The following is a 7,208-nucleotide window of genomic DNA, read 5'->3' on the forward strand; positions in this document are numbered from 1 at the left end:
AAAATTCATACTATTATTGTAATATTTATTGGTTTTGTGGTATATATTATGAAATATAAGCATTTGCGGGAGAAATTTCAGTGGATACCGGTAGCCATAGCTTGCAGAAAATTAAACAACGCCTCACCCTTCTCCCCCGTGGTATAGCCCTGTTGTGGGCGTTCCTCCCCCTCTCGGGATGCGAGATGTTGAACCTGTCCACGGATACGTTTATCGAACAGCAGACCAGCATAGCCGAAGGCCAAAGCTGGGAGTTCATAAGCGGGGGTGTCGTCAGTCCCTCCGGAGTACCGATTATTACCCCCGGGGCAAGTTTTATTGAGGTAAAGCTCCAAAACCATCTAAATTATGATTTAAAGCTCAATGTGGTAAGCCGGGACAAGCTCGCCCAGGGGCGTACCCTGGAGGCAAAGCCCCTGGGGTACGAAAAGGTTCTAATCCGTATAGACGGCGCCGAGCTGGGGGACGAGTTTAACCTCACTCTAAAAATGGGAACCGCCGACGGGCTGCGGAACTTTAGCGATTTCAAGCTGCCCATGGTGGTCTGCAACTCCCCCCTCCGGGTAACCATACCCGGGACCGCAAACGAGGCGCTTACCGGCGCTGCGGTTGGCGCCCCCGTAATCGCCCACTGGGAAATGCAGCCCTGGGACGAACACCGGGGTATGCAAAAACTCACCCTGGAATTTCAGCAGGAGAATGACGCCATACTCACGGAAAATTACGATTTGATCTGGGATGAAACGACCAGTGATGAAATGACCGGTGACGAAACGACCGGCGCTTGGGCCCTTGTGGGGGTCGATGCATCCAGGAATTTCGGCTTTAGCGATGGCCTTTACCATATCAATTTCCCCATGCCCATAAGAAGAAACCGCTTACCCGTGGAGGAATACTATTTCTTCCGCCTTACGGTGACCGATATTTATGGATTTATCGAAGAGGCTTTTACCCCCGGCTTTGATGAAACAACCGTAAGCCCCGGTACCAGTCAGGGCATCCAGGTTATCTTTAGCGGCATCCCGGCGGATGAGTTTAGCGAGCTCTCTGTCACCGGGACAAGCGGGGTCCTCCCCTGGGAGACCGCCTTGACCCTCACGGTAATGGGCTATCCCGCCGGGGCGGCCTTCCAGTGGTACATAGACGGCGTCCCGGTCACCGCAGGCGGTACCGGCGTTTCCTTGAGCCTCTCCGACAGGTATTTCACCCTGGCATCCCACCAGGTAATGGTAAAAATGACCCTGTCCGGGGTGGTTTACTCCAAGTCCGTAAGCTTTAGGGTTGAGTAAAGAGGAATAGGAAATGACAAACTATACCGGACCGAAAAAAATAAGCGCCGTCCTTTTCCTTGGTTGTCTGATTTTTTCCGCCTGTTCCAATATATTTGAAAGTTCAAACCGCTCGGCAGACTCGATTCCCCCGGGGAAGGGGCGGGTTATCGTAAAGATTGGAAATTCAAGCAATGCCAGTATCCGTACCCTGATGCCGTTGGATATCCCGGTTTTTTCCAAATATGAATTGGACTTTACCGCCGCCGGACAAGTTCCGTTTTCCGAGACCGTTTCAAGTTCCGCAGGAATTGCCCGTCTGACCGGCAGCGGTTTTCCGGTAGATCTGGCCCCGGCGGTTTGGAGCCTGACGCTTACCGCCTTTGTTTCCAACGGCGGCGCTTATTTGCGGGCCGCACAAAATACGATCACCCTTGATGTTATCGACGGCGCTCTTACCCTGCAAACCATAACGGTGGACCCCATCCCCATAACCCAGGGTGGGGATGGCCTTTTCCATTGGAACCTGGCGGTTTCAGGTGTTTCCTATACGGGAACCCTAACTGTAGCGAAGGAAGGTGGGAGCGCAGTGTTGAGCAAGAACTTCCCTGCGGACAATCTTACCGGGACCGCCGCGGTGCCTGCGGGCTATTATGTTATGATCCTGGAATTAACCAACGATGCGAATAAAACTGCCCGCCGGGTGGAGGTGGTACATATCTACCCCGGGCTTACCACCAATGGGGATTTCAATTTTTCGGCCGGCGACTTTGTTACCCAGAAGTACCTTGAGGGAACGCTCTCCCTGTCTGATTTTTCAAGCGGCGCCGTCTCAGCGCTTACGGTCAGGGCCTACAGTTCCGGCTTTACGGAATTGCTTGACACTACTACCACCGCCGCTGCCGGGACCTGGAAGATGAAAGTCCCGGTCACCCACAACGACGTAGATTTTCTGGCGATCATTACGACAACGGATAGTAAAACCTATACCTTAATCGCGGGAGCGGCCTCCGTAGGGGATGCCGGCCAGTCCGGTATAACCCTCTCGGCGGTACACAAACCCGTTGTCACCTGGGCTGAACTCAAACAAGCCCTGGACCGGATACCCCCGGCCTCTACCGGCTTTGCCCCGGACGGTGAAAGCGTCCTGAGCATCGGCGCTTCTTTTACTGCCGCAGCCGATCCCGGAACCATCGTTTTAACCAAGCCCATTACCCTGAAGGCGGATACCGCGCCCCAAACTATTACCCGGGGAACGGGGATGTCAGGCGCGTTCTTTGACATACAAAGCGGCGGGAGCCTTACCCTGGGCGAAACTTCCGCAGCAAGTCTATTGACCCTAAACGGGGACTTCGTAACAGCCGTCGACGCGCTTGTCACCGTGAATGGCGGAAGCCTGGTTATGAATGATAATGCGCTTATCGCCAACAATACAAACTACGGCGTTTCTGTAAATACCGGCGGTTTTACCATGTCCGGGAGCGCCCAGGTGGCGCAAAACAATCCGGTGTACCTTGCGGCGGGGCGGGCAATTATCCTGGGCGGCGACTTGACCCAGTCGCCTGCGGCTGCCATCGCCTTACCGGCTTCTACGGCCCTTGACGCCCAGGTTCTGGAAGGATCCGCCTACCTCAGCGGGAATCACCGTAAGTTTACCATTGCCGGCTATGATCCCGACGTGCGCTGGGTGAATGCCCAGGGGAAACTGGAGTTTGTGAAGTTCCTTGAGGGAACGCTCTCCCTGTCCGCTTTCTCAGGCGGGACCGCCTTGGCGATTACGGTCAAGGCCTACAGCGCCGGCTTTACGGCGCCGCTTGACGCCGATACCGCCGTCAATACCGGCGGGACCTGGACCTGGAAAGCGAAAGTCCCGCTCGCCCAAAACGCCATAGATTTTCTGGCGATCATTACGACAGCGGATGGCAAAACCTATACCGTAATCGCGGGGACCGTGAGCTCCGCAGGGGACCAGTCCGGTATAAGCCTCTCTGTGACGTATAACCCCATCGTCAGTTGGGCGGGACTCAAAGAGGCCATTGATCGGATACCCCCGGCCTCTACCGCCGACTTTACCCCGGCTGACGAAAGCGTCCTGGTCATCGGCGCTAGTTTTACTGCCACAGCCGCTCCGGGAACCATCGTTTTAAACAAGGCCATTACCCTGAAGGCGGATACTACATCAGACCGGAACATTACCCGGGAAACGGGGATGACCGGCGCGTTCTTTGACATACAAAGCGGCGGCAGCCTTACCCTGGGTGAAACTTCCGCAGTAAAGCTATTAACCCTGGACGGGGGTTCCGTAACAGCCGCCGCCGCGCTTGTCGCCGTGAATGGCGGAAGCCTGGTTATGAATAATAATGCGCTTATCGCCAACAATACAAATTACGGCGTTTCTGTAAATACCGGCGGTTTTACCATGTCCGGGAGCGCCCAGGTGGCGCAAAATAACCCGGTGTACCTTGCGGCGGGGCGGACAATCACCCTGGGCGGCGCCTTGACCCAGACACTCACGGCTGCCATCGCCTTACCGGCTTCTACCGCCCTTGACGCTCAGGTTCTGGATGGAGCCATCAGCGGAAATAACGATAAGTTTACCATTGCCGGCTATGACCCCGATGTGCGCTGGGTGAATGCCGCCGGGCAACTGGAGCAGCTTTCCTTGGTCCTGGAGGGAACGCTCTCACTGACTGATTTCTCAGGCGGCGCCCCTTCGGTGATTACGGTCAGCGCCTACAGCGACGCTACCTTTACCTCTACCTCGGCGCTTGACTCTGTTTCCGCCGTCAATGCCGGAACCTGGACCTGGAAAGTGAAAGTCCCGGTCACTTGCACCAACGCATATTTTCTGGCGGCCATTACGGCGGGCGGCAAAACCTATACCCTAATCGTGGGGACGACCTCCGTAGAGGGCACCAGCAAGTCCGGTATAGACCTCTCTGCGGTGTATAAACCCGTCACCAGTTGGGCGGAACTCAAGCAGGCCCTTGGTCGGATACCTGCCTTTACCAGCTTTGTCCCGGGCGAGGAAAGCGTCCTGGTCATCGGCGCTTCTTTTGATGCAACCGATTCCATCGTTTTAAACAAGGCCATTACCCTGAAGGCGGATTCCTCAGACCAGAGCATTACCCGGGGAACGGGGATGACCGGCGCATTCTTTGACATACAAAGCGGTGGCAGCCTTACCCTGAGCGAAACTTCCGCAGCAAAGCTATTGACATTAAACGGGGGCTCCGTGACAGCCGCCGCCGCGATTATCGCCGTGAATGGCGGAAGCCTGATTATGAAAGATAAAGCGAGCATCACTAACAATACAAGCTACGGCGTTTCTGTGAATACCGGCAGTTTTACTATGTCCGGGAGCGCCCAGGTGGCGCAAAATAATCCGGTGTACCTTGAAACGGGGCGGACAATCGCCCTGGGTGGCGCCTTGACCCAGACGACTGCGGCTGCTATCACTTGGGTACCGGCGACTTATACCGCTAATACACCGGTTCTGGATGGAACCATCAGCGGAAATAACACGAAGTTTACCATTGCCGGCTATGACCCTGCGGTGCGTTATGTGGATACTAACGGGAAACCGGCGCAGCGTGAACCTTCCATAACCTGTGTGATCGGCTATTCTCAGCTTTCATTTAGCGGCGCTGCCGTGGCGGTTGACCGCGACGCAATGGTAACCGTGACGGCCCTAAATGCCACGGGCCTAATGTTAAGCGGCTGGACCGCATCAGGGCGGGATTATAGGGGAGCCCGAATCACCCTTTCCAATGTAACCGGCGCCACCGGAAGCCTCACATTTACCGCCCCATCGGCTGCGGGGGAGTATGATATAACCATAACGGTTAGCGTTAACGGCAAAATCCATTCAGGAAATTTCAGGCTTAGGGTGCGAGCATGAGCGGGAACATACACATGAACAGGAAAACAATTAAGCGGCGTATTCTTTTTACCCTTCTTCCGGGGATACTTTTTCTCGCCTCCTGCGCCCAACCCCTGGCGCATTACCCCAAAACCGAACCGGGGACACCGGGGACCGTGACCATACGCCTGAGCCTCGGAACAGGGCTTGCCCGCACTGCAGTACCGACAATAGACCCCGGGTTTTATGCCGTGAGAATTACCGATACTTCGGACACCGTTACCTATGGCTCAGGCTCGGACGCGAGCGGAATTGTTTCTGTCTCCTTTTCGACTCCCCCCGATGCGACGGTAATTTCGGTAAACATTATTGCTGAAGCTTATGCCGTAGAAGGCGGTCTCCTCTTGGCCCAGGGCAAAAAAGAATCCTTTCCAAGCTCCAGCCTGGGGGATTCATCTATCACGGTTACCCTTAACCTGGTCGACCCCGGCTCCGGAACCGGGGATATACGCCTGACCCTCAGGTTTCAGGAACCCGCTGATCCCGCCGATGCGGTTGCCGCCGTGGAAGCCCACCTCTACCCCGATGGAACGCCTTTTACCGATGAATGGACCCCCTATTCCAAACGGTTCACCCGGGATAGCGATCCCGGCATTTCCGATCCTCCTTCTTATGACGGATACCGTCAAATTACCTTTGAAGCGGCGGATGTGCCGACGGGGAACGCCGCCTTAAGTCTGTGGTTCTACCGGAAAGACGGTTCCCTGATCAAGGTTTTTGACGACCTGGGGATTCTGGTCTATAAAAACCAGACCACCAATAAGTGGATAGTAGACGGCGCTTTAGTATCAAGCTTTGACCTCACGGCGGAGAATTTCCTCTCCTCCGATGCTAGTCTGTTGGGGATAACCACCGATGCCGGAACCCTGTCCCCGGGTTTTGGCATCGGCATTTATCACTACGGCGGCTTGACCGGCACAGGTAATCTGACCCTGGGCTTTACCCTGGGAAAGCCGGGGCAGACTTATGCCCTGGAAGTAAACGGGACGGTTCTTGCAAGCCCCTCAGTTGATCATACGGGAGATACCTATTCGGCGAGTATTACCGGCCTTACCCTACAGTTTAACAAAGTAACCATCATTGTAAGCGCCCCGGATCGTCTGCACAGCAGCCGGTACACCCTGGACTATACCAATGGGTCATCCCCAACAACGGTCTATTATGTTAGCCCCGGGGGAAACGACTCCGCAAACGGATCAAGCCTGGCCACCGCCAAGGCTTCGGTACAGGCGGCGGTGACTGCCATAGGAACCGCCTATACCGGCTCCTGGCCCGGTGGAACTGGTGCAGGCGCCGAGCCTGCGGTGATCATTGTGAGCGGGGAAGTAATCTATGATAGTACTTCTGCAGGCACAGACGGGATGGTTGATATAATCGACTCCGGCGCTAACCTGTATGATACCTTGCCCCCGATCATCCTCCAGGGAAATCCCGATAACCACGGTACACTCAATGCCGATCAACAAAACCGGGTGTTGTACATAGACAATGCCGATGTACGGCTGGGGGACAGTCTGACCCTCACGGGCGGGGAACTTCCCAGCGACGATGGCGGCGGGGTGAAAGTCGTGAACGGGACCTTCACCATGAGCGGGGGAACCATCAGCGGGAATATCGCCTACTGGGGTAGTGGGGTGTCACTTGATAGCGGGACCTTCACCATGAGTGGGGGCAGTATCACCGGGAATGGGAATGATTCATTTGGAGACAGCGCCACTGGCGGAGTCGGGGTGTTTGTTGGCGGGGCTTTCACCATGAGCGGGGGAACCATCAGCAATAATATCATGGGACAAGGCTTGGGTGGCGGGGTGCTGGTGCATGCCGGGAAGACATTCACCATGACCGGCGGGACCATCAGCGGAAATAAAGTTCTGAGCAACCCTGATAGCAAAGGCGGCGGGGTGTATGTAGAAGGGGACGGCGTCTTTACCATATCCGGGGGCAGTATCAGCGGCAATACCGCCGGCGAGGATGGCGGCGGAGTGTTTGCCGACGGGACTTTCGACATGACCGGTGGA

General features: G+C 55.6%; 2 protein-coding genes and 1 pseudogene. All 3 read left to right on the forward strand.

From position 1 onward, the window contains the following. Positions 1-80: 80 nt before the first annotated feature. A complete protein-coding gene (locus TPRIMZ1_RS0112155; RefSeq protein ID WP_010259959.1) occupies positions 81-1,289 on the forward strand; it encodes a hypothetical protein in 1,209 nt (402 codons plus the stop codon). Positions 1,290-1,302: 13 nt separating this feature from the next. Continuing rightward, complete coding sequence (locus tag TPRIMZ1_RS0112160; protein ID WP_010259963.1) at positions 1,303-5,169, forward strand: beta strand repeat-containing protein; 3,867 nt, start codon at positions 1,303-1,305, stop codon at positions 5,167-5,169. After that, positions 5,166-7,208, forward strand: a pseudogene (locus TPRIMZ1_RS18945) (hypothetical protein); the annotation flags it as partial. The gene TPRIMZ1_RS0112160 and the pseudogene TPRIMZ1_RS18945, both read left to right, overlap by 4 nt.

The sequence above is a fragment of the Treponema primitia ZAS-1 genome (assembly GCF_000297095.1).
Taxonomy (GTDB): domain Bacteria; phylum Spirochaetota; class Spirochaetia; order Treponematales; family Breznakiellaceae; genus Termitinema; species Termitinema primitia_A.

Coding starts and splice junctions, on each gene's coding strand:
- TPRIMZ1_RS0112160 (WP_010259963.1), top strand. CDS start 1,303: ATGACAAACTATACCGGACCGAAAAAAATAAGCGCCGTCCTTTTCCTT.